This window comes from Pleomorphochaeta caudata (genome assembly GCF_055395745.1).
This window is the reverse complement of sequence record NZ_AP042458.1, coordinates 1,180,801-1,203,812: the sequence shown is the minus strand read 5'-3', so window position 1 is coordinate 1,203,812 and position 23,012 is coordinate 1,180,801. Positions and strand designations below refer to the sequence as shown.

General features: G+C 29.3%; 16 protein-coding genes and 1 pseudogene. 6 read left to right on the top strand and 11 right to left on the bottom strand.

The window, feature by feature from the left end; genetic code table 11:
* Nucleotides 1-6 precede the first annotated feature (6 nt).
* From pyrE to ACZ5RS_RS05480, 4 genes are all read right to left on the bottom strand, one after another.
* Complete coding sequence (pyrE, locus tag ACZ5RS_RS05495) at nucleotides 7-705, bottom strand: orotate phosphoribosyltransferase (RefSeq protein WP_464638229.1); 699 nt, start codon at nucleotides 703-705, stop codon at nucleotides 7-9.
* Nucleotides 706-719: 14 nt separating this feature from the next.
* A complete protein-coding gene (locus ACZ5RS_RS05490) occupies nucleotides 720-2,303 on the bottom strand; it encodes a bifunctional aspartate carbamoyltransferase catalytic subunit/aspartate carbamoyltransferase regulatory subunit (protein WP_464638228.1) in 1,584 nt (527 codons plus the stop codon).
* 221 nt (nucleotides 2,304-2,524) lie between these two features.
* A complete protein-coding gene (locus tag ACZ5RS_RS05485) occupies nucleotides 2,525-5,077 on the bottom strand; it encodes a GumC family protein (protein WP_464638226.1) in 2,553 nt (850 codons plus the stop codon).
* 14 nt (nucleotides 5,078-5,091) lie between these two features.
* Nucleotides 5,092-6,669, bottom strand: a complete 1,578-nt coding sequence (locus tag ACZ5RS_RS05480; RefSeq protein WP_464638225.1) for a polysaccharide biosynthesis/export family protein — start codon at nucleotides 6,667-6,669, stop codon at nucleotides 5,092-5,094.
* 697 nt (nucleotides 6,670-7,366) lie between these two features.
* On the opposite strand from ACZ5RS_RS05480, the gene ACZ5RS_RS05475 reads away from it, so the two are divergent.
* The 5 genes from ACZ5RS_RS05475 to ybaK all read left to right on the top strand — a co-directional run bounded on the left by ACZ5RS_RS05475 (nucleotide 7,367) and on the right by ybaK (nucleotide 12,692).
* Complete coding sequence (locus tag ACZ5RS_RS05475; protein ID WP_464638223.1) at nucleotides 7,367-8,464, top strand: BMP family ABC transporter substrate-binding protein; 1,098 nt, start codon at nucleotides 7,367-7,369, stop codon at nucleotides 8,462-8,464.
* Nucleotides 8,465-8,561: 97 nt separating this feature from the next.
* Nucleotides 8,562-10,082 (top strand): ABC transporter ATP-binding protein, encoded by a 1,521-nt coding sequence (locus tag ACZ5RS_RS05470; RefSeq protein WP_464638222.1) that lies wholly within the window; start codon nucleotides 8,562-8,564, stop codon nucleotides 10,080-10,082.
* Nucleotides 10,083-10,085: 3 nt separating this feature from the next.
* Nucleotides 10,086-11,150 carry an ABC transporter permease gene (locus tag ACZ5RS_RS05465; RefSeq protein WP_464638220.1) on the top strand — a complete coding sequence of 355 codons (1,065 nt, stop codon included), beginning with the start codon at nucleotides 10,086-10,088 and terminating at the stop codon, nucleotides 11,148-11,150.
* Entirely contained in the window at nucleotides 11,150-12,121 is a 972-nt protein-coding gene (locus ACZ5RS_RS05460) for an ABC transporter permease (RefSeq protein WP_464638219.1), read from the top strand. Before ACZ5RS_RS05465 ends, ACZ5RS_RS05460 begins: the two co-directional genes overlap by 1 nt.
* 91 nt (nucleotides 12,122-12,212) lie before the next feature.
* On the top strand, nucleotides 12,213-12,692 hold the full coding sequence (gene ybaK / locus ACZ5RS_RS05455; RefSeq protein ID WP_464638216.1) for a Cys-tRNA(Pro) deacylase: 480 nt from the start codon (nucleotides 12,213-12,215) through the stop codon (nucleotides 12,690-12,692).
* Between the two features lie 52 nt (nucleotides 12,693-12,744).
* On the opposite strand, the gene ACZ5RS_RS05450 is transcribed toward ybaK, so the two are convergent.
* From ACZ5RS_RS05450 to ACZ5RS_RS05430, 5 genes and pseudogenes are all read right to left on the bottom strand, one after another.
* Nucleotides 12,745-13,137: a RidA family protein gene (locus tag ACZ5RS_RS05450; protein WP_464638214.1), complete on the bottom strand. Its 393-nt coding sequence runs from the start codon at nucleotides 13,135-13,137 to the stop codon at nucleotides 12,745-12,747.
* 54 nt (nucleotides 13,138-13,191) lie between these two features.
* Nucleotides 13,192-13,842, bottom strand: coding sequence for an HAD hydrolase-like protein (locus ACZ5RS_RS05445; protein WP_464638213.1), 651 nt, complete (start codon nucleotides 13,840-13,842; stop codon nucleotides 13,192-13,194).
* Between the two features lie 17 nt (nucleotides 13,843-13,859).
* Nucleotides 13,860-14,639, bottom strand: coding sequence for an inositol monophosphatase family protein (locus ACZ5RS_RS05440; protein ID WP_464638211.1), 780 nt, complete (start codon nucleotides 14,637-14,639; stop codon nucleotides 13,860-13,862).
* Between the two features lies 1 nt (nucleotide 14,640).
* A complete protein-coding gene (locus tag ACZ5RS_RS05435) occupies nucleotides 14,641-18,126 on the bottom strand; it encodes a hypothetical protein (RefSeq protein WP_464638210.1) in 3,486 nt (1,161 codons plus the stop codon).
* 78 nt (nucleotides 18,127-18,204) lie between these two features.
* A pseudogene (locus ACZ5RS_RS05430) lies at nucleotides 18,205-19,374 on the bottom strand (MFS transporter); the annotation flags it as partial.
* Between the two features lie 154 nt (nucleotides 19,375-19,528).
* Here ACZ5RS_RS05430 and udk point away from each other — a divergent pair.
* Nucleotides 19,529-20,140 (top strand): uridine kinase, encoded by a 612-nt coding sequence (gene udk, locus ACZ5RS_RS05425; protein WP_464638208.1) that lies wholly within the window; start codon nucleotides 19,529-19,531, stop codon nucleotides 20,138-20,140.
* Between the two features lie 65 nt (nucleotides 20,141-20,205).
* Here udk and ACZ5RS_RS05420 read toward each other — a convergent pair whose 3' ends face one another.
* Together ACZ5RS_RS05420 and prs are read right to left on the bottom strand one after the other, a co-directional pair.
* Nucleotides 20,206-21,402, bottom strand: a complete 1,197-nt coding sequence (locus ACZ5RS_RS05420) for a pyridoxal phosphate-dependent aminotransferase (RefSeq protein WP_464638206.1) — start codon at nucleotides 21,400-21,402, stop codon at nucleotides 20,206-20,208.
* A gap of 307 nt (nucleotides 21,403-21,709) precedes the next feature.
* Nucleotides 21,710-22,996: a ribose-phosphate diphosphokinase gene (gene prs / locus ACZ5RS_RS05415; protein ID WP_464638205.1), complete on the bottom strand. Its 1,287-nt coding sequence runs from the start codon at nucleotides 22,994-22,996 to the stop codon at nucleotides 21,710-21,712.
* Nucleotides 22,997-23,012 lie beyond the last annotated feature (16 nt).

Below are 23,012 nucleotides of genomic sequence, written 5' to 3'. Positions count from 1 at the left end.
TCTCTCCTATCTCTCAACCTTTTCAAATCCACGATTAATTCCCCAAGCAAAAGGATCTTTTCTCCATTCTCTTAGTTCATTAGCTTCTTCTTCATTAATATATTTAATCTCTAAAGCTCTTTTTATCATTGTATCATAATCTAGTATTGTAATAGCTTCACATTTTGGATCTAATGATTCAAAAGCTTCTTTTGAAGCATCTAAACCATAAGTGAAAATTGCCAAAGTATAAGGACAAATCCCATCACTTTCAACTATTGCTTTTACAGCTTTAATAGAAGAGCCTCCTGTTGAAATCAAATCTTCAATCAATAAAACTTTTTGATTTTCATAGGAGTGAGAATTTCCTAAACCTTCAATCTTTTGATTCATTCCATGATCTTTTGAAGAGGATCTTACATATGATAAACTCTTATTTAATCTATCTGCTAAAGTTGTAGCATGAGGTATTCCTGCAGTTGCAGTTCCGGCTATGTTTTCTGGGTCAAAGGCTAAAGCTTCACAAATTTTTTCAAAAGCATCTGCTATTAATTTTCTTGCTTTTGGACTTGCTAATAATCTTCTGTTATCATTATAAATTGGCATTCTATATCCACTTGCCCAAGTAAAAGGTTCTTTTACTTGTAATTTTATAGCACCTAATTCTAAAGCAATATCAGCTAATTGATTTGCAAAATTTTCTTTAACTTTGTCTACTGAGGTCATAACATCTCCCTATCTTATTTAAATATTTCTTTAAAGCTATGAGCTTTACCACAATAACTACATATAAACTTATGATCTTTAGTTCTAAAGAACATAGCTTCAACATTCTCACCTTGTGCAGGATTTGAAATACAAGCTTCATTTTTACAACATAAATCATCAAAGTTATAAATTCTTGGTGGCATTGTAGTTCTATACTTCTCTACTACAACATGATTCTTAATAATATTCAATGTACAGCCTGGAGCTATTGCAGCTAATCGTTTTAATTCTTTTCTAGAAAATATTTTATTACCTGGTCTAAATAATATTCCTTTATACTGTCCATCTGAACTTAAGCTTACCCATTCTCCACCTTTACCATCTTCGATTTCCATGATTTTACTAATTAAAGCCATATGTTCTCTGATTTCTTTTGGAGTATCACCTTTACAGATATGATCAATTACTATACCTGTATCGATTGGATTTACACCTTCACTATAATCTTTTTTCTTAGTTTTATTTTTGTCTGTTTCAACTTTTATAATATATTCTTCATCTGTGTAGTTAGGTTTTTTTACTAAATTAGGATTAAAATCATTACCTAAAGATCCCCCTAACATACCTAATAAAACAATTCTTACAAACATACCATTAATAGATTGTTTTTCCCAACCATTTAATTCTGTTTTATCTAAGAATGTAGGTATTGTAGGAGTTAATTTATGTCTTGGTAAAGGATGATAGAATTTTGTATTTGCTGGTAACTTATCTAAAAATTCTTTTCTAAAAGTTATTGAAGCTCTTAGTTGAGCTTGTCTTTTTAGAATTTGTTCACCCATTCTCTCTAATTGCGGTCTAGTAAAATACCATTTATTTGCAACTTCTGAACTTTCTAAATATTCTTCAATAGAACTAAAAGTATTAACTTCAAAACCATTTTCTTTCATTATTGAAATATAAGTTTCGGGCATTGCTAATTCACTAGGAGCTACTAAATCAATTTTCACCTTTTTAAAAAGCTTTAAACCATTAGCTTTTGAGTGAACAGTTCTACCATGGAATAAATCTCCAACTAAAGCTATATGCAAACTATCATAGTTAAAATCATTATCTTCTAAGAAAGTATACTCATCTAATAATTCTTGAGTTGGATGTTCATGTTTTCCATCCCCAGCATTAATAAAAGAAGGTTTTCTAACTAGATTATTTCTCTTTGCGAATTGAGCACATTGATTTTCTAGATGAGCACAAACGCCTTCAACTTTACTTCTGATAATAAAGATTGAATTAGAATATCCTGCCAAAGTATTAAAGGTATCGCTATAACTTTCTCCTTTATTGAATGAAGATGTTGTAACAGATAATTCACTTACTTTTGTTAAATGAAATTTTGCAGCATTTTTAAAGGATTCTTTTGTTCTTGTAGAATCTTCTAAAAAGACTTCATACATACCAAAGTCCGGATTGTTTATTCTAAAGGAATCTAATACTTTCTTATCATCATTTGCCATAGCTTTTTTTAAAGTTTTTACTTTATCAAACAAATAAGCTCTTTCTTCAATATTGAAATCATCAATAACACACAAAGATCTTCCTACAAAATAATTATCCATATGCTCTCCTTACAAAAAAAAATCAGCCTATAAAAGACTGATTTTTTAATAATAAATAAATAGAAATAGAAGTAGCTAAATTTTTATGTTTTCTGCTGTGTAAACGCTTTTTTAACTTCATAACTACTCCCATACTTAATTTTAATCCAAATTTTTTTCATACTATAAAATAATTAATTCAAAATCAAGTAAAGAATATCAAATTCTTTAATTTTTTCTAATTATTTTTTATCTTTGTTCTTTTCTGGTTCCTTATTATTAGCTTTGTTAGTAGCTTTTCCACTTGCCAATGGGTCATTTTCTAAGAAATCAAAAATTGAATCATAATTTACTTCATCATTTGTTCTATAAGAAGTTTTTAATACAGTAGATGAGAAATCCTCAGGTTTTTTCCAGTTAGCCTTTATATTAGCTAAAGGAGCAACAGGTCTCTTTCTCTGCCAGTCAGTATCTCTAATTCTTCTATATCTCAAGCTTTGCTTATATATTCTAATTGCTTTATGTCTTGAAGTTATAGCTCTATTATTCTTTGTTTTATCAGAACCATAGAAATATTTACTTCCATATTTACTACCATAGCCATAACCATATTTAGAACTTACGTTTGCTGTAGTTTCAGCATCTTTAGGTAAACAACCATTTAATACAATACCTGATATCTTATTTTCAACTCTATTTAAAGATTGTAATAAAGTTCTTAATGCAGGTTTAGTTGTAATATTCGCTCTAACATTAATTACTAAGGAATCAAATCTTTCTCCAAAAGTCATTACTTCTGAAGCATATTCCAATGGTGGAGCATCAATTAATATATAATCATAATAAGGGCCAATTAATGAATTTAAATAATCCATTTTAGGATTTGTTAATATTGCAATTGGAACTAAAGGTAATCTACCAGGAGGTAATATTTGGAGTAGAGGCATATCTTCAATAGGTTGTAATATGATATCTTCAAATTTAACATCTGGTTCTTGAATTAAATTAACAAGTCCTTTCTTTGCTCTTGAATAACCAAACTTAGCTTCAATTGAAGGCATTCTAAAGTCTCCATCAACTAATAAAACTCTGCTTCCCATATTAGCAAGACATAACGCCATATTAGCAACTAAAGAACTCTTACCTTCACTTACATCACAAGAAGTAACAGTAATACTTCTATTTTTTCCAACTTCTCCTGAATAAATAATGTTTGAAACAATTGCCATATATTTTTCACTTTCAAAAGCAATTGGATCTTCATAAACAGAAAGAGTTTGATATCCAGTCTGTTTTTCTTTTGAGGGATTAACAGTTTTATCTTTAACAAGAGGAATCCAACCTAATAAAGGAATCATTGAATTTTTTAATATTTTTCTTACTTGTTCAGTTGTTTTAATTGTATTATCAGCCATATCAACTACTAAAGCTAATAAGAAACCTAAAGCAGCTCCTAACAATATTGCAACAGCTAAAATTAACAAAGTATTTGGACTAACAGGTCTATCTGATACAATAGCTTTATCAACTAATGTAACATTTCCACTTACTGCAGCTTCAACAAGTTTTACCTCTTCAAGCATTGTTCTCAATTGAACACCGATTTGTTGTAGTACTGTTACGTCTCTTTGTAACTCTGAAACTTTTCTTTCAATTATAGGTAATTGATCTAATTCACTATTAAATTGATTTGCTCTTTGATCTAAAACAGACAAACCTACATCACACATTTCACTAGTTAAAACAGCTTTTGCATATTCATTTAACAATGCAGAATCATAAACATCACCTGATTTATATGAATTCAATTGCTTATTTATATTATCAAGCATTCTCTTAGAAATTGACGAAAGAGTACTACTTAATTCACTAGTTCTAGAATCAATACCCTTATTTGTATTTTGTGAAACTGTAGAATTATTTACTGCATCATACATTATTAACTCAGATTCACTTGCTTCATATTCTTGTCTTAATTTTTGGAAATCACTACTCTCAGTTAACCCTTTTACTGTAGGTAATACAATGTTTTTATCAAGGAAAGCAGAATAAACTGAATCAATTTTACTTCCAGCTTCAATCTTTTGTAATTTTAATGGTTCTTTTCTTAATTCATAATATGATATCTGATTTACTAAAAGAGAAGATTTTTCAGTTAACTGTAAAACTCCTGATTCTTCTTTATAATCACTTAACTTATCTGAAGCCTCTTTTAATTCTTTTTCATTAATTGGAATCTGCTTCTCTAAAAATTCTCTCTGAGTAGTTTTTGAGTTTCTAGCAATACTAGTTAATAAATTATCATAACTTACTGATAAAGCATTAGCAAAATCTGCTGCAAACTGTGGGTTTTCATCAGTAACAGTGATTGAAACAAGTTTTGTATCTTTTACAGAAGATACAGAAATTTTATCACTATTTGGACCTACTTTATAAAATTCACTATAAGGAACTCCAACAGAATCTTTATATTGAGATAAATCAAGTAAATTTAATGCAGCATCGATATTTGCTCTACTTTTTATTAACTCAACTTCAGTAGATATTTTTGAGGAACTAGCACTCAAATTAGAAATCATCAAATCATCTAAGGATGATGAAGTAGTTATTGGTTCTACTAATACAGTAACTTTAGAAGAGTACTGTGGGATAACATATTGAAGATAAATTACAGCTGCAACTACAACTATAATCAATGTGGCTATAAACCAAGAGAATCTAGCTTTAAATATCTCCCATAACTCTGAAATACTAATTCCTTCTTCATTTATATCATTATTATCGTTAAATTCCAAAATAAACTCCTAAATTAATTCCCGCTAAAGATTCCAACAGAAGTATCAATTATTGATACAACTGAGGCTACAATCCCAATAATTGAAGCAACGGTTGCAAGATCAGTTCTATAAGTATCCTTTTTAACATTTATTGTTGCATCTGAAGGAATAATAGCATCAGTTGCTATTTTATTACCTTGAGAATCTGTAATACTAATTGTTTTTGTTGCATCTTGGCTATATCCGCCTGCTAATGAAATATAATATTCCAATTTCTTATTTGGTTCATATGCAAAAGCACCTGCTCTTTCAACTGCTCCTTGTACATTTACAAACTTGTTATCAATTGGAATTATTATCCTATCACCGGCCTTTAGCTTAACATTATCATTTATATTTTCAGTTAAATATGACAAAATATCAATATTTATTTTTTCATCATTCCTAATTAAATAAGCATGTGTTAAATCACTATTTACCATAAACCTTGATGAAATTGTTTCTAACATTTGCTCAAGTGTTTCACCTGGATAAAAATTATAAATTAGTTTTCCTTGAGGCATAGTTAAAAGAGAAGTAGTAGTAGCATTATTAATATTTGTATCTTTAATTGCGCCTTCGACACTTACACTATTTTTCTCAATTTTTATACTAGGAATAATAATTGTATCTAAATTTTTAATTTTTTGTGTACTATTTAATTTAATATTATCTTCTAAATAATTATTAGAAGCTTCATCAAATCTGCTTAAATAAATATTATTTTTATCTGCTTTAGTTAATAAACCACCACAATAATAATTAATTATATTATTTAATGTTTCATTATCTTTTATTTGATAAGTTCCAGGTTTATAAACATTACCAACTATATTTATTGTTTTATCAGCCTCTTTTAGAATTACGGTATCTCCGACTTTTAACAAAGGATTTTGATCTACAGCACCTTTTTTAAGAGCTAAATATAAATCGTAATGAAATGTTTCACCTGCTTTATTTCTTATTTCAATATCCCTAGTATTAGCATTAAATGCAGCTATTTGAACTACATCACTTAAACGAGTTAATCCATTAACAGCAAAAGTTGTTGAAGAAATTACATCTCCAATTACATCAACAGAAAAAATTCCTAAAGATACTAAAGCCGCTTGAGGAGAAGAGAATGCATAATAAGTAGAAATATCATCTTTTATTTTTGAAACTAATTGAGATAAAGTCATGCCAGTTGCATCTATAGAACCAACTAGAGGAATAGTTAATTCATAATTACTATCAACTTGCAAAATTCTTTGTTCAGTGGAATCTCCATCTAAATATTCAATTCTAAAAGTGTCGCCTGGAGTTATAGGATAATTTGAGTCACTAATTGCCCTTAATAAAAAAAGATTAGAATCATATTCCATCTCATTTTTATCTACAAGCCCTAACTGTTCTGAAAAAGATTGTAGGCTTAAATCAAAATCATCTTCTATATCTATATTACTATATAGAGGAGAGTTAATCACAAATCCAGAAACATCTTGTAAATCAGTTACTGAATATATATTTGCATTAAAAAATAAACTTAATATTAAAGATAAAATTATAATTTTCTTGTGGTTAAGGCGCACAATTGACTCCTTTTTTGCTATGATATTATATTGACTTATAAATTGCTAAAAGTCTAGTACCTTAATTTGTTATATAATTTGTTTTCTACCTTAAATATTTTAATAGACAATCACTATAACAATTATTTCAAAAAAAATAAGATACAAAAATTCTAACAAAAAAAAATCAAAAAAGTTGCTAAAAAATGATAAAAAAAATTAAAAATATTTGATTTTTTTATATATAACAATATTTTGGATTTTAGATTTATTATAAATTTCAAAATATAATTTTTGCAATAAAATTATTAAACATTTTTTACATCATACAACTTCTTTATTACATTCTAGTAATCAACAGTAAAAAAATTGTATCAAAAATTAATATTTGCTATACATAAAATAAGCAAAAATAATACAAATACATTTTACTTTTCCATTATTCTCTTTTAGTAAAATGGCCTCAAAAACTACAAAAACAAATACATATCCCTCATTTTTCTTTTTAAAAACAACAAATCTGTTGCATCAGGCAAAAATTAATATATATTTTTTTATTTAATGTTGCCTTTTTATAAAAAATCAACAACAATGAGAAATAATACTACTTCAAAAAAAACTATATTAATAAAAGTTTTTTTGACAACAATAAAGTAGTACCCTATACTTAAATGTGATATTTATATCACAATTATTTCATTAGAGAAGGAGAAAAATAATGAAAAAATTAACTATTTTGTTGACTTGTGCTCTGTTTACACTAGCTCCTATTTTTGCTGGAGGGGAAGCCGAAACAACTGAAACTAGCAGTGATGCTCCATTAAAAGTTGGTGTTATTTACGTTTCAGCACCTGGCGACTTTGGTTATTCTTACATGCATGACCAAGGAACAATTGCTGCAGAAGAACATTTCGGTGATAAAATTGAAGTGATTAGAATGGAAAACATTGCTGAAAACGAAGAAAGCGAAAGAGCAATGGAATCCTTAATTGACGAAGGTTGTAAAATCATCTTTGCTAACTCATATAACTACCAACAATATATGCAAAATGTTGCTAAAGAACATTTAGATGTTTATTTTGAACATTGTTCTGGTTATTTAGATAACGAAAACATGTCAAACTATTTTGGTCGTATGTATCAAATGCGTTACCTTTCAGGTATCATCGCTGGTACAATGAGTGAATCAGGCCATATTGGTTTTGTTGGCGCATATAACACTCCTGAAGTAGTTCGTGGTATTAACGCTTTCACACTTGGTGTAAAGAGTATTAATCCTAATGCTACAGTTACTGTTGTTTGGACAAATACATGGTTTGACCCTTCTAAAGAAAGACAAGCTGCTGAATCATTGTTAGATGGTGGTTGTGATGTTATTGCTCAACACCAAGATACAACAGAACCAGCAAAAGCTGCTGTTGCTAGAGGTAAATATGCAATTGGTTACAATGCTGACTTTATGTCATTAACAGGTAGCGACCATGTTCTAGTATCACCAATGTGGAACTGGGGAAATTACATGATTCCTGAAATTCAAAAAGTATTAGACGGAACATGGAAATCTCAATCATATTGGGGTGGTTTAGAAGATGAAATGATTCACCTATCTCCAATTTCTGACTTAGTTCCTGCTGATACAGTTGCTAACGTTGAAGCTATTGAAGATCAAATGAGAGACGGAACTTTTGATGTATTCTGGGGTAAATTAACTGACAACGATGGTACAGTAAGACAAAACGCTGGAGAAAAAATGAGCGATGGCGATATGTTAACAATGGATTGGTTCGTTGACGGAGTTATCGGTTCAGCTAAATAATACTGAACAACCATAAGTATTTGGTTAATGGGGGTAGGATTATCTTCTACCCCTATTTTTAAAAAGATTTATTAAAAATTGTATAGGGATTATCAAAATGGAAAGACCTCTCGTAGTTGAGATGAAAAATATTACTAAGCGTTTCCCTGGAGTAATCGCAAATGAAGATGTTAACCTACAACTTCACAAAGGAGAAGTATTAGCACTACTTGGCGAAAATGGGGCTGGGAAAAGCACATTGATGAATATGCTAGTTGGATTATATAGACCAGATGAGGGAGAGATCTATGTAAATGGCAAGCATGTAGTAATCAATTCACCTCAAGATTCTATGGCCCTAGGAATTGGTATGATACACCAAGAATTCATGTTAGTAGGCAATTTAACTGTTGCAGAAAACATTATCCTTGGTTTGAAAGACTTACCAACGGTACCTCCAATTTCTGAAATAAATGAAAAAATTATTGAATTAAGTAAAAAATATGATTTAAAAGTTGACCCAACTAAATTAATCGAAACACTTACAGTTGGAGAACAACAAAGAGTTGAAATTTTAAAATTGTTATATCGCGGTGCTGATATTTTAATTTTAGATGAACCAACAGCTGTTTTAACTCCAAAAGAATCAAAAGAATTAAATAATATTCTTAAAAAAATGTTAAGTGAAGGAAAGAGTGCTATCTTTATCACTCACAAAATGATTGAAGTATTAGAATTCTCTGAAACATTAATGGTTTTAAGAAAAGGAAAATGTGTTGGAGTAAAACCAACTTCTTCAATTAAAGAACTTTCTGAAATTGCTAATTTAATGGTTGGAAGACCTGTTTTATTTGAATTAAATAAAGCCCCTTTCAAACCAGGTAAAGTTAGAATCGAACTTAAAAATGTAAGTGTAAACTCTAAAACTCATGCAAGAAAAACTCTAGATGATATTTCTTTCTCAATTCGTGAAGGTGAGATTTTAGGTGTAGCTGGTGTTGCTGGTAATGGACAACAACCATTAAGTGAAGTAATCACTGGTTTATTAAAAATTGATTCTGGAACAATTACAATTGATGGAAAAGACTATACCAATAAGACACCATTACAAATTATTAAATCTGGAGTAAGTCATATTCCTGCTGATAGAGGAAGAATGGGTATTGTTGGTGATATGAGTGTTGGAGAGAACTTAAGTATGAAAAAATATCGTACAGAAGAATTATCTCATCATCACATGATCAACAAATCAAAAGTTCGTCAATTTGCTTCTAGATTAATTCAAAAATTTGTTATTAAAACTCCAAATCAATACACTAGCGCAAAATTTTTATCAGGTGGGAACATTCAAAAAACTATTTTAGCAAGAGAAATTAACTCTTGTAGAGGTATTTTAATTGCTGTTTACCCTTCAAGAGGCCTTGATGTTGGGGCAATTGAATCAGTTAGACAGAATATTATAGCTCAAAGAGATAAAGGTTCTGCAATCTTATTAGTTAGTGAAGAACTTGATGAACTAAAAACAGTCTGTGATAGAATTGCTGTTATGTTTGAAGGTAAAATTATGGATATAATGGATGCTCAAAATGCTGCTACTGAAGAAATTGGTCTTCTAATGGCTGGGGTAAAAAGGAGTTAAGAGATGCGATTCGTAATTGAAAAAAGAAATGAAAAATCAAAAAAAATGCAAATCCTAATTCCGCTTTATTCTTTATTAATATCAGCAGTTTTAGGGGCAATTGTTTTATTATTATCTAATGCAAATCCACTTGCAACATATAGAGCTATTTTTAAAGGGGCTTTTGGATCTAATACAAAAATTCAATATACCTTAGTAAAAATGGTTCCTTTATTAATGTGTGGTTTAGCAGTAGGTATAGCTTTTAGATTAAGATTCTGGAATATTGGTGCTGAAGGCCAATATGTTATGGGTGTAATTGGTATTACTTGGGTAATGCAGTTTTGGACTTGGTTACCTGGTGCTTTATTATTACCTATTGGATTATTAATGGCAATTATCTTTGGTGGTTTATGGGGAGGTATTCCAGGAGCTCTAAAAGCTCAATGGAAAGTTGATGAAACCTTAACTACATTGATGATGAACTATATTGCTATTGGTATTGCTGAATATCTTTATATTTCAGCTTGGAAAGCTCCAAAAAGTAATATGGGTACAGTAAAATATCCTGAAGTTGCTTGGATTCAAAGATGTTGGGGAAAAGTACACTATGGTATTTTTATTGCACTAATTTTAGTAGTAATTTTATATTTCATTCTTTACAAAACTCGTTGGGGTTTTGAATTGAACATGATTGGTAAAAATAGCGAAGCTGCTAGATGCCAAGGGGTTTCAATTAAAAAGAATATTATTATAGCAATGATTTTCTCAGGTGCAATTGCTGGTTTAGCTGGTGGAATTGATTCTGCTGCAGTAACACACTGTTTAACAAAAGGTGTAAATAGTGGATACGGTTTTACTGGAATTATAGTTGCATGGATGAGTGGTTTAAATCCATTTGTATCAGTAGTTGTTGCGCTTTTCTTAGCTGCATTACAGACTGGCTCAGATGCTTTACAGATTACAATGAAATTACCTTCAGCTATGGGTGAAGTATTACAAGGATTAATTTTAATTCCTTTATTAGCTGGCAGTATTTTTATTGATCATAGAATTAAACCTGCTGCTAGAGTTAAGGAGGACAAATAATGAATACAATTGATTTAATAACAAAATTATTAGCTGCAACCTTAGCAATGGGAACTAGTTTAACTTATGCTACTTTAGGTGAAGTATTTACTGAAAAATCTGGGGTTCTAAACTTAGGACTAGAAGGAACTATGTTAATGGGTGCTCTTTCTGGATTTGCAATGACATATCACACAGGAAGTTTATTCTTAGGTATTTTATTTGCAATGATTGCTGGAGCAGTATTTAGCTTAATGCATGCCTTCTTAACTATATCTCTTAGATCAAATCAAGTTGTAACTGGATTATCCATTACCATGTTTGGAACAGGATTAGCTAACTTCTTAGGAAAAAGATTAGGCCCAGTAGAAAACAGCCTAAACTTAGTTGGATTAAACCTCCCAAAAACATTTAATAACATTCAAATCCCTGTACTAAATAAGATACCAATTATTGGCGCATTTTTTAATGTTTCAATTTTAACTTACTGTTTATATATTTTACTACCATTAGCCTGGTATTTTATGTACAAAACAAAATATGGGTTATCTTTAAGAAGTGTTGGAGAAGCTCCAAGAACTGCTGCAGCAATGGGTATTAATGTAAATAAGACCCGCTATATTTATACTGTTTTTGGTGGAACTTTTGCTGGTATTGGTGGAGCTGCTTTATCATTAAGCTTTACTCCATCTTGGAATGATAGTATGACAGGTGGTATCGGTTGGATTGCAATTGCTTTAGTAATTTTCTCAGCTTGGAATCCTGCAAGAGTAGCTATTGGTACTTTAGTTTTTGGTGGAATTACAAGTTTGCAATTCTTTTTACAAGCTGCAGGTTTCAAAATGATAATTCCTGCTCAATTCTTAGCTATTGCACCATATTTTATCACTATTGTTACATTAATTATTATGACAATAAATAGCATAAAATCAAAAGGAAGTTTTGCTTCCCCTTCTGCTTTAGGTACACCATTTGCTATCGATGAAAAATAGCAGTAGTATTTTTTAGCAATAATCTCCTCAAATTTGAGGAGATTTTTTATTATCTATTTACTAAAATTTCATCAATCATTATTTTATTTATATGTCCTCAATAAAAAAAACAAATGCAATGAGAATTCTTGAAAAAGAAAATATAAATTATGATTTAAAAGAATATGAAGTTGATGAAAATAATTTAGATGCTATTCATGTTGCTAAAAATGCTAATATAGACTTAGATTTAGTTTATAAAACAATTGTCATGATAAATGACAACAAAGAAATATTTGTTTTTTGTTTACCCGCAGAATTTGATATTAGTTTAAAAAAAGCAAAAGCAATTACAAAATCTAACAAACTAGATTTAGTTAAACTATCTGATTTAAAGAAAACAACTGGATACATTAGAGGGGGCTGTTCCCCTATTGGAATGATTAAAAAATATCCGACCTACATATCTGAATTTGCAGAAATGGAAGAAAAAATTTACATAAGTGCGGGAATAAGAGGATTGCAAATAATTATCAATCCTCAAGATCTAGCTAAATGTGTAAATGCTACTTTCGAAAATTTTATACAATAAAACCTCCTAAACATAATTTAAGAGGCTTGTTTATAATTGATATTGCTAAAAACTATTTTACTAAAGCAATAGCTTCGATTTCAACCAAAACATCTTTTGGCAATTTAGCAACTTGAACAGCTGAACGAGCAGGTTTGATTCCTTTATCAAAGAATTGAGCATAAACTTCATTCATTGCAGCAAAATCATCCATATTCTTTAAAAATACTGTAGTTTTTACTACATGTTCCATATCACTACCACCAGCTTCAATTACAGCTTTTAGGTTTTTTAAAGATTGAGTTGCTTGTTCTTTTATTCCACCAACTATTTCACCAGTTTTTGGATCTGCTGGAATTTGACCTGAAGAATAAACAAAAGGACCAACAGTAATACCTTGGCTATATGGGCCAATAGCTGAAGGTGCATCACTTGTAGATATTTCAACTTTTTTTAGGTTATCCATAATAATCTCCTATATTATTGATTTATTTATAAAAATATTCAAATATTATTTTCATTATACGATATATGATAATATATCTTTAGGTGTTGTAGCAAGTCCTATCATAGAAGATTCAATTTTTGTTTCTTCATTAAATCCAAAACCATAACTAACCGCTAAAAAATCCACATCAGCTTCTACAGCTGCAGTTTCATCATGATATGTATCACCAATTAAAACAGCATCCTTTTTATCAACATTAAAATGTTCAACTATTTCATTTAAAATTTCTGCTTTGTATTTTGTACCTTCAATATTTGTCCCATCTATATATTCAAAATAGCCATCAAGCTTTAAATATTTTAACATAGTGAAAACAACTTCACGATATTTCATAGTAGCTACAGCTAAAATATATCCTTTAGCTTTTAACTCTTTTAAAACATCTTCTACACCCTCAAAAACTTCAACTTCATACTGTCCTTTTTCTATATATCTTTGACGATATATATCACAAGCTTTTTCCATTAATTCATCAGGGAGATTAAAGGTTAATTTAAAACAGTCTTTTAGAGGAGGTCCAATAAACTTATTTAATTGTTCTAAATCAGTTTCCTCTTTCAAACCCATTTGTTTTACTGACCAGTTTGCAGTATTGTAGATTCCAGATGAAGAATCCACTAAAGTGCCGTCAAAATCAAAAATTATTAGTTTGTAATTACTCATTTTACCTCTTTTTATTATTAAAAAATTTTATTTTTCTTATACCAATCATTTAACTTAGAATTCGTTGCTAACAAATCTAATCTTCCGGTTGCTTCATTTGTCTTATAAATTAGAGAGCCACCAGCTTCTTCTAAAATTATTTTTCCTGCAGCAAAATCATAATAACCTAAACATAGTTCGTAATAACTATCAATAGACCCACTAGCGATATAAGATAATTCTAATGCACAAGATCCATAGGATCTTAAATCACTTGAACTATTCCCAATCAAAATGAATTTTTCCATATAATCAGAATATAAATCTTTATATCTATGAGGAGGAACACATACGTTTATTGAATATTGAAAATCATCTATATTAGATACTTTTATTTCTTTACCGTTTTTAAAAGCTCCACCATCTTTACTAGCATAAAAAAGAGCCTCTAAACTTGGAGCATAAATAACTCCAACTAAAGGCTTTCCTTCTTCTTTCTCATAAGCAATACTAACTGCCCAGTTAGATAGATTCCTAAAAAAGTTTGTTGTCCCATCAATAGGGTCAACAACCCACCTACCTTCACCATCTACGGAGTCACTTTCTTCACCGAAGAAGCCATCTTTTGGATATTTAGCTTTTATAGCATCAAATATCAATTGTTCAGTTTCTTTGTCCGCTGTAGTTACAAAATCATTCAAGCCTTTTTGAGATATATGAAAATCTTGATTTTGTCTTTTATTTAAAGCAAATTGGCCTGCTTTTAAAGCAAGCTCTTTGGCAAATTCTAATCTTTGTGACAAACTATCTTCTAGCATTTTATTTTTTATTCCTTATAATTCTATTGCCTGTTGAAACAACAAATTTCCAATCTGCAGGTGCAAAACTGTCTTTTGTAATTACAATTTGTTCAACATCATTTAATATTTTATTATTATCATATTTTAAAATTAGAGCATTCCAATGATCCTTTTCTTGAGAATACATAACAGCCCCTAAATTAGTTCTTCTTTCCCACAACTTTAATTTATCTTTATTGTCCAAAGCTAAAACTAGAGTTAAATCATACCCTGGAATAGTAAACATTTTTTCACGCTTATCAATTTGTTGTTGTTCTAAAGTTTGATTAATTAAATAATCAATACTCTGTAATAAATCTAAATCACTTTCCTTACAAATATCAAAGAAAGAGCTAGTTTCTTCATGAACTAAAGAAATAATTTCATATACTCTTTTTGGAAAAAGTTCATCTAGAGTACTAAATTTAGTTTCATAAATCCTCTTTTCATCAATAGACTTATAATCATTCAAATCGACATTTATACATTCTTTTTTTAGTTCATCAACTTTATCTGGGTCTTCTACTTCATTAGGTTCTTCAAAAGTTTCTGGTTCTTCAAAAGTTTCTGGTTCTTCAAAAGTTTCTGGTTCTTCAAAGTCTTCTGGTTCTTCAAAGTCTTCTGGTTCTTCAAAGTCTTCTGGTTCTTCAAAGTCTTCTGGTTCTTCAAAGTCTTCTGGTTCTTCAAAGTTTTCTGGTTCTTCAAAGTTTTCTGGTTCTTCAAAGTTTTCTGGTTCTTCAAAGTCTTCTGATTCTTCAAAATCTTCTGATTCTTCAAAATCTTCTGATTCTTCAAAATCTTCTGATTCTTCAAAATCTTCTGGTTCTTCAAAGTCTTCTGATTCTTCAAAATCTTCTGATTCTTCAAAATCATCTGGTTCTTCAAAGTCTTCTATTTCATCAAAGTCTTCTATTTCATCAAAATTCTCTTCTTCATCAGTTGATAAACCATAATTTTCTAAATCATTTTCATCTTGATCTATTTTATCTAATTCTTGAGTTATAAAATCAACAAAATTATTATCTACAATATTTTTTTCAGCGTTTTCATCATCTTCTATAAGATCATCATCCTCTTGAGATAAAGGATCTTTTCCTTTAGCAACATTATTTAACACATCAAAGAATGAAAAACTAGATTTATTTCTTGGAATACCTTTTTCAACATTATCACCAAACTTTTTCTCTTCAGAACGATTATCATTTTCAATTGTTAAAGAATCTTCTTTAGTTTCTTGTTTTTCATGTTGTTCTTCTTGAGATTCTTGACGTCCTAAAGGATCTTTTCCTTGTGCTACATTGTTTAATAGATCAAAAAATGAAAATCCACTTTGGGCATCTTTCTTTTTCTTGGATTCTTCTTCTGCTGCTAATTCTTCCTCTGCTATTTCATCCATTAAATCATCTATCTCAAAGGATTCATCCAAGTCCTCTTGGTCCTCTTGGTCCTCTTGGTCCTCTTGGTCCTCTTGGTCCTCTTGGTCCTCTTGGTCCTCTTGGTCCTCTTGGTCCTCTTGGTCCTCTTGGTCCTCTTGGTCCTCTTGGTCCTCTTGGTCCTCTTGGTCCTCTTGGTCCTCTTGGTCCTCTTGATCTTCTTGATCTTCTTGTTCTTCTTGTTCTTCTTGTTCTTCTTGTTCTTCTTGTTCTTCTTGTTCTTCTTGTTCTTCTTGTTCTTCTAAGTGATCTTGTAGCTCTAAATCATTTAAAGTATTTATTTCTTCATATTTACTTAATTGCTCATAACCAACATTTAAAATTTCTTCTTCATCACTTTCATATTTTTTATCAGAAAATTGCTCTTCTAATGATTCTTTTAATTCAACATAATCATCTAGAGATTCTTCATTCTCTAGCTCATGCTCTTCATCAGCAATTTCATCCATTAAATCATCTTCATCAAAATCCACTTCATCTAAAACATTATTTTCTGTCTCAATAGCTAAAGCAGCTCCATTTTTATCCATATTAGATTCTTCTTTCTCAGTTAATTTTTCATGATGATGGTCATGAGAGTCTTCATTTGCTTCTATTTCAGAAAGATTAAATATAAGTTTTTTGAAATCAACAATTTTTGAAAAATCATCCATCAAAGTTACTACATAAGAAAGTCGAACTTTATATAAATTATCTTCTACAAAAATATCATTTTCTAATTCATCATCATCCATAACTAAAATAATTGGATCAGAAATTTTATCAAAATCTAAAACACTTGAATTAAAACAATGAATAGCATTTTCTGTTAACTCAATTTCTTTAATTGGGTTCAATGGAATTATATATCCATGAGCCTTAGGTACTTGTAAATAGACTTTATTTTTATCATTTTCATAAAAGGTGGTAAAAACTGTATTCTCAAATTTATAATTCAAAGTATAACCAAGTTTACTAAAAACTCCTGCAAAAATAGAAAAAGGCAACATTGCAGTTTTTCTTTTTTCATTAGATTCCCAAAACTCTCTATATGAAGGATTATTATTTAATACTGCTTTTTTTATCGCTGCATAAGTTCTATCAATTGCAAACATTCCATCAAATATAAAAGCTCTATTTCTAATTTTAATAAAAATTGAATCATCCAATCCTGCACTTTCACTTAACCAGCAATAATTCTCTGAATTTACAGTGCCTGCAGTTACAGATAATAAATCAATATCATGTTGAGATAAATTAGTTAATTTGTTAGCAAAAAATAAGTCATATCCTTCACTTTTATATCTAATATCATCAAACCAACTTTGCCAATTTTCTTCACTGATAATTCTTTTTAATAAATCCTTATCACTTTCAGTATTCCCGGCATCTCTATGTTTTTGAATTTTCTCTTGAGTTTTATCTGAAAAAATAGTTACTTCTTGATCTAATAACTCCATTGCTTTAAATCCATTATAAGTAACAATTTTAATAGCTTCTAAAATTCCTTCTAAATCAGAATCAAACGTCTTTGATATTTCATCAACAAAAGGAAGTAATAAACATTTTAACTCTAAAATTTTATCATTTAATTTTTCATATTCTATAGGTAAAGGTTTTATATATTTATGATAAATTGATTGAATTTCTGCTCTATCTTTTGGTTTTTCTATTTCATGTAAAATATAATTATCTAAATATTTTATTGTATGAGATTCTAGCTGACCATATATTTTTTTCAATTTGTTTTTATCAAAATTTGATACATCTTGATTCTCTGAAAATTTATTAGGATTTGTTGCAATCCATTTAATTAAAAATCTCATCAAACCATAAATATTAGCTTGAACATCTTTTCTTTCTTGATTTTTACTTACTATTTCATCAACATAAATTGCTATAGATTTTAAGACTACTAAAGGGTCATATTTCTCAATAATATTTAATATAGAATATATATCAGCTTCTATTAATCTTGAAGCTTCTTTTAAATTCTTTTCTATCTTTTCTTTTGAAATATTAGCTTTTTCTAAATCCCAATTATCATAATTCATATAACCCAACTCCTAAACTCCCCAAATTATAACATTTTTTAAATTCAAAACAACCCAAATTTTATATATAATTTAGATCTAATGTTCTATTTTTTCATTCAAAGGTTTATGGAAAATAATTCCTGTAAATACTGCTACTAAACCTATTATACAATAGAAGATAAATAAAGTCTTAAAACCATAATTAGAAACCAAAACTCCACCAATTGTAGAACCTAAAACTGCTGGCAATCCTGTTGATAAGGCATAATATAAACTAATTCCTACCCCTACTTTATCATTTCTAACATGTTGATTGATAAATACAATAGCAGCAGGATGGAAAGCACCAAAACAAAGTCCATGTAAAGTTTGTGCTAGTAATAAAAATTTAACACTTGGTAAAAAAGCATAAATTAAAACACGTAAAGAGATTGCTAAACTACCTAACATTAATAGATACAAAGGTTTAACTTTTTTTACTTGCAATAAATAGCCACTATATAGCATTACAAAAAATTCAGCTAAGGTTGCAATTAGGTTTAAAGTAGTTAAATCTGTATAACCAACTTCTTTAATTGAATATAAAGATAAAAAGGAATATGTTCCGGATAAAGAAAATCTACTTAACCCAATAACAATTAATCCAATAATTAGTCCTTTGTTATACCATTTATCTTCTACATCTTCACTACCATCATCTTTTATAGGTTTTTTATAGTTAATCACTATTGGGTCTTGTTTTGGAACAAAGATCATAGTAAATACAGAAAGCAAACAAATGACTATAAACCAAAACCCAATACTTGTATTTGAATCAATATTTGGCTTTTTTATAAAAGACAATATTGCAGACACTACAGCATATCCCATTGTACCTGCAGCTCTAATCTTTGTATATTTTGAACTATCACCTTTTACTGCTAAATTACCAATAGAATCTAAACCTGGAGCAACAGCTCTAAAGAAAAATCCGGTAACGGTAATTAACAATATAACAGAGAGATAGCTATGAGCGAACGCGAGCAAATAAAAAGTAATACTACCGATAATTAACGATAATATTACCATTTCTTTATATAAATTCTTTTTATTAGCCAAATATCCTACTAATAAAGGCCCTAAGATTCCAAAGCCTTCAAAACAAGCGATGAAGACTCCAACCGCCTTAAATCCAAAACCTAAATTATCTAACATAACTTGCAGGTAAGGATTAACAATTACAAAAGTTGCATTAACAAAAAAATACGCAAGATAGTAAATCATAAATGCATTGTATGCATAACTTAAAACTTAAACAACAATCAATCATTAAAATTTGAATTATTTATAGTAAATTTTTTCAACAAATTAAGTAATTTATTTACTTTTAAATTCTAAAATAGTATTATTTATAAAACTATTTCCGAATAAGGATTAATTAATGGAAGTTAAAATTATTGGTATAACTGGTGGCTCTGGTTCTGGCAAGTCCACTATTGTAAGAAAAATAAGCGAAGTTTGTTCTGATTTCGTCTTTATTCCTCAAGATAATTATTATAAAAGCGCTACCTTTATTAATAATGAAAATATTACTGCTTTTAACTTCGACCATCCTGATGCTTTTGACATGGAATTATTATATGAACATTTACAAGCTCTAAAACGTGGTGAAGCAATTGATATGCCAGAATATGACTTTGTTCACCATAGAAGAAATGATGAAACCTTACGTGTAGAACCAAAGAAACTTGTAATAATTGAAGGACTGATGGTTCTTTATGATAAAGCAATAAGAGATATATTAGATTTAAAATTATATGTTGATACTCCAGATGATATTAGATTTATTAGAAGATTAAAAAGAGATATTGCTGAAAGAGGTAGAACTGTTGATAGTGTAATAAATCAATATCTTGAAGTTGTAAGACCAGGTTTTTATAACTTTATTTTCCCAACAATGCAATATGCTGACTTAATTATACCTGAAGGTGGTCACAATGAAATTGCCTTATCAGTTCTAATACCTTTTATTCATTCATTGACTAGTGAATAAAAAACAAAATCCAAAGTTATTAAAAACTTTGGATTTATTTTAATATATGAATTTTAAAATTTAATTTAAGATAAATATTTTTCTTTGTAGGCTATTAAGCCTTTCTCAAGACAAATTAAAGCTCTAGCTAAATCATCTGTATTTAATACATATGCTAATCTTGCTTGTTTTTTACCAATTTTTGGAGTTACATAAAAATCTTCAGCAGGAGCTATCATTACAGTTTCTTTTTCATAACTAAATTCACTTAGCATGAAAATTGCAAACTTTTCTGCATCATCTACAGGAAGCTCTGCAACCATATAGAAAGCACCTTTTGGAGTTGTTGATATAACACCATCTATTTTTTGTAAACCAGCACTTAAAAAGTCTCTTCTTTTCTTATACTCATTCTTAACATTATCTAGATAAGAAGAATCTGTACTGAGAGCAGCCAGTGCAGCTACTTGTTCAATATCAGGAGGACATAATCTAGCTTGTGATAATTTCAATATATTTGCTTTAAATTCTTCATTTTTAGTTACCACAGCACCAATTCTTGATCCACACATGCTATATCTTTTAGAAAAAGAATCAATACAAACAATTCTATCTTCATAGTCTTTATAATTTAAAACACTATAAAATTGATCTTCATAACAGAATTCTCTGTATACTTCATCTACAATCAAAAAAATGTCTGCTCTTTTACACAAGTCTAAAATAGTTAACATTTCTTCTTTTGAATAAATATGACCAGTAGGATTATTAGGAGAACATAATAAAATTGCACCAGTTTTTCTAGTAATTCTTCTTTCAAATTCTTCGATTGGAGGCAATGAAAAACCATCTTCAATTCTACTAGTAATTGGAACTAAATCAACCATAGCTGTTCTTGCAAAACTTGTAACATTAGTATAATAAGGTTCGGGAATAATTATTTCATCATAAGGATCACATAAAGTCATAAAAGCAAATTGTAAAGCTTCTGAACCTCCAGTAGTGATCAAAACATCATCAACATCAATATCAACATCAATAGTTTTATAGTAATTAACTACTCCTTCTCTTAATTCATATAATCCTTCACTAGGACCATAAGGAATATAAGGTTTTGAATAATTTCTTACAGCATCTAAAGCTTCTTTTGGTGAATTAATATCAGGTTGACCTATATTTAAATGATGAACTTTTACTCCTTTTTGGGCGGCCGCGACAGCATACTGAGATAATCTTCTAATTGGCGAACATTGAAATCCAGAAATTCTGCGGGACATTTGCATAACGGGCTCCTTAATTTAATTATTATTTAATTATATAGTTTTGATTTAAGAAATATATAATATATTGTTATAAAACTCAACAAAAAAACAAATCCTCAATTAAAAAAAATCTTCACATTTAGGTAATCCTAATTTTTTATAAAAATAATTTTAATTTAGCATAAATTTTCTTTCTTTTTTCTCTTAATTCGTTTTATTACAACCTTTTTTTTATTTACTTCTTACTATTTTTTATCTATTTTTATAAACAAAAAAACACTCTTTCAACAAAACGCCAAAAGAGTGGATTATTATTTATTTATAAAATTTAATCTTTAATTTTTTCACTCTTAATACTCTTCTCATTAGCCCCCGCGGCTTGTTGAGAATCAATAAGTTTTTGAATGAATCTTCTATTATCCAATAAAGGACTGATAGATCTACCATGATGTAATCTACTAATTGTTCTTGCAAATAATTCTGAAATATCAGCTTGGACAAACCAAGGTTTATCTAATAAATCATGACCATGTGTAACAGAATTTGTACCAATAATTCTGTAGAAAACACCTTCTTTATATGCTTTATCAAAGTTTTCTATACCACCACCATTAAAGAAAGGTAATGAAATCATACAAATAATTTTTTTTGCACCACGTCTCATTAGTTCTCTCATAGCGGTAATCATCGTACCACCGGTAGCAATCATATCATCAGCCATCAACACAGTTTTGCCTTCAACATCACCTAATAAGTTGATATTTTTGATATTTGTATGATTTGCATCTGTACTAACTATTGAGTAATCTCTTTCTTTATATAAAACAGCTAAAGGTCTATGTAGAGATTGTGCATAGAATTTATTTCTAGAAATAGCTCCAGTATCAGGAGATACTACAACAATATCAGGATCATTTAGATCAACTAATCTACTTAAAGCTATTAAAGTTTGATAGGAACCATGTAGGTTCTCTAAATGAGTTTTCATGAAACTATTTTCAATTTCTCTTGAGTGAATGTCTAAAGTAATAATTCTTTCAACATCTAACATATCACAAATATGAGAGAAAAGACTTGCAGTTAAAGCTTCTCTACTATTCTTTTTATGTTGTCTAGAATATGGGAAAGTAGGTAATACTAAAGTAATAGATGAAGCTCCAGCTAATTTAAGTGCATGTGTTGTTGTCAACAAGAACATTAAATGGTCATTAACACTTAGTCTTACAGGTTCATTTGCTCCATTAACTTTAATCAATTCCATATTAGATAAATCATAAATAAAGAAGATTCTTAAGCCTCTAACAGGATCGAGAATTTCAGCCTTCTCTTCGCCATTTGCAAATCTAGTATATTTAGCTCTAATAGTGAAATCCGGACACTGAAATTGTGTTGGACACTTCCTTCTAGGAATCTTCTTACTATTCATGTCATCAATCAAGGTGACCATCTGTAAGATTTGTTCCTCACTCATATCATGTCGTTTTGCAAGTGCACCAGATAATTTATTATATCTTTCCTTATATAATCGGCGCAAATGTTTAACGACTTTGCTTGTAAAATATTCACTACCCGGGCCAGCAATAACACCGAGTTTGTGGGGTTTAATGATGCTCATAACTTTAGAATACTAT

What these genes read in the sequence shown, in the direction of transcription:
- ACZ5RS_RS05420 (WP_464638206.1), bottom strand. Translation starts at nt 21,402, where the DNA reads ATGCAAATGTCCCGCAGAATTTCTGGATTTCAATGTTCGCCAATTAGA.
- ACZ5RS_RS05475 (WP_464638223.1), top strand. Translation starts at nt 7,367, where the DNA reads ATGAAAAAATTAACTATTTTGTTGACTTGTGCTCTGTTTACACTAGCT.
- ACZ5RS_RS05440 (WP_464638211.1), bottom strand. Translation starts at nt 14,639, where the DNA reads ATGCTAGAAGATAGTTTGTCACAAAGATTAGAATTTGCCAAAGAGCTT.
- ybaK (WP_464638216.1), top strand. Translation starts at nt 12,213, where the DNA reads ATGTCCTCAATAAAAAAAACAAATGCAATGAGAATTCTTGAAAAAGAA.
- pyrE (WP_464638229.1), bottom strand. Translation starts at nt 705, where the DNA reads ATGACCTCAGTAGACAAAGTTAAAGAAAATTTTGCAAATCAATTAGCT.
- ACZ5RS_RS05460 (WP_464638219.1), top strand. Translation starts at nt 11,150, where the DNA reads ATGAATACAATTGATTTAATAACAAAATTATTAGCTGCAACCTTAGCA.
- ACZ5RS_RS05470 (WP_464638222.1), top strand. Translation starts at nt 8,562, where the DNA reads ATGGAAAGACCTCTCGTAGTTGAGATGAAAAATATTACTAAGCGTTTC.
- udk (WP_464638208.1), top strand. Translation starts at nt 19,529, where the DNA reads ATGGAAGTTAAAATTATTGGTATAACTGGTGGCTCTGGTTCTGGCAAG.
- ACZ5RS_RS05435 (WP_464638210.1), bottom strand. Translation starts at nt 18,126, where the DNA reads ATGAATTATGATAATTGGGATTTAGAAAAAGCTAATATTTCAAAAGAA.
- ACZ5RS_RS05445 (WP_464638213.1), bottom strand. Translation starts at nt 13,842, where the DNA reads ATGAGTAATTACAAACTAATAATTTTTGATTTTGACGGCACTTTAGTG.
- ACZ5RS_RS05490 (WP_464638228.1), bottom strand. Translation starts at nt 2,303, where the DNA reads ATGGATAATTATTTTGTAGGAAGATCTTTGTGTGTTATTGATGATTTC.
- prs (WP_464638205.1), bottom strand. Translation starts at nt 22,996, where the DNA reads ATGAGCATCATTAAACCCCACAAACTCGGTGTTATTGCTGGCCCGGGT.
- ACZ5RS_RS05450 (WP_464638214.1), bottom strand. Translation starts at nt 13,137, where the DNA reads ATGGATAACCTAAAAAAAGTTGAAATATCTACAAGTGATGCACCTTCA.
- ACZ5RS_RS05465 (WP_464638220.1), top strand. Translation starts at nt 10,086, where the DNA reads ATGCGATTCGTAATTGAAAAAAGAAATGAAAAATCAAAAAAAATGCAA.